We start from the raw sequence: 1,376 nt of genomic DNA, 5'->3' as shown, positions 1-1,376 counted from the left end.
AGTTTCTTTGGGTCCTTAAACACCACCAAGCCACTACCCATCGGAACATATAACTGCTTGTGTGCATCCAGGGTGACAGAATCTGCTTTTTCGATGCCTTTTAATAAAGAGCGATAGTCATTTGAAAATAATGTCGGGCCACCCCAGGCTGCATCGACATGAAAGTGAGCCTTAAACTCGCGCGCGATTTCAGCCACTTCTTCAAGAGGGTCGATATTGCCTGTCTCTGTTGTACCGGCAATGCCAATCACGCTAATTATGCAGATATTTTCTTTCTTCAAGCGAGTGCAGGTATCTCGTAAGGCTTCCAGATCTATACGGTTATGCTCATCAGTCTCTACAGAAACCAGGTAATCTCGACCTATGCCGATAATATCTGCTGTTTTGCTAAAAGAGTAATGCCCTCTTTTTGAGACCACGATTGCAGCACCATCATAACCATAGTACTTAATCGCTCGAAATAAGCCTTCATGGGCAACGCCCTTGAAGTTTCCTTCGGGTGGAAAGGCTAAATTTCGAGCCGCCCAAAGAGCTGTGATATTGGCAATGGTGCCGCCTGAGCACATTGCCCCCAATGCATGCCCTGCATCGTGCATCCACTTGCTATAAAAATCACTGTCTTCAGCGTATACCAGGCGGTGCAACATCCCGAGCACCTGTCTCTCTAGGGGCGTAAACGCTTTCGAGGTTTCGGTTTTTACCAGGTTCTGGTTGAGCGCAATCATGATCTTGGAAAGCGGCAACATGAAATAAGGTAAAGCAGAGGTCATATGACCAACGAAGCTAGGCGATGAGGTGTGAACAGACTGCGCAACTATTTTATCTAGAAGAAATTGAGTATGTTCGGATACAAAAATGGGCTTTTCAGGAATCCTGGGATCAGAAAAGTCTTTTTCCATTTCTTGCAAATCATGTTCGACCGCGACGATATGGTCCTGCATAAATCCTGCAAGATTATTAGAAACGTCTTTATCAATACGGCTAAGAGTAGAGTCTGGTGCTTCGGGTACTGTAAATACTCGATACATACTCTCTATGCTTGCCTGAGCAAACTTCTGCTTATGGTATAACTTGTCCAACATAGCTCACAACGTAGATTCAATACCCAAAATTTGAACGGGCGCTAGTATAGTCGGTCGTACAAAGGATAACCAGCCAAGGTCTCTTGCAATGGACCAATATCGTTTAAAAAACCTTATTGACTGGGAAGAATTGCCAAATCACCACTCTTTTGAAGCGATGCCAGCAACTGCTCCTTTAGATTTTTCACACTTTGATATTCAAGCTGAGCCGTAATTTCCTGCTCGACTTGATAAAAAGGCTTGGCAATATGCTCCTGGTTAGCATGATAAAAGTCACTCACGCGTTGACTATCA

Annotated in this window: 2 protein-coding genes; both read right to left on the bottom strand. The window is 44.3% G+C overall.

Annotated elements, in window-relative coordinates:
* Positions 1 to 1,082, bottom strand: a 1,082-nt coding sequence (gene panP / locus A3766_RS02640; protein ID WP_156508633.1) for a pyridoxal-dependent aspartate 1-decarboxylase PanP, incomplete at its 3' end; no start/stop codon positions are given.
* A gap of 113 nt (positions 1,083 to 1,195) precedes the next feature.
* Positions 1,196 to 1,376: hypothetical protein (locus A3766_RS30220; protein WP_197479228.1), on the bottom strand; the 181-nt coding region annotated here is incomplete at its 5' end.

The sequence above is a fragment of the Oleiphilus sp. HI0132 genome (assembly GCF_001635845.1).
Note: the sequence above shows the minus strand (reverse complement) of the source record. Positions and strands in the feature narration are given on the sequence as shown.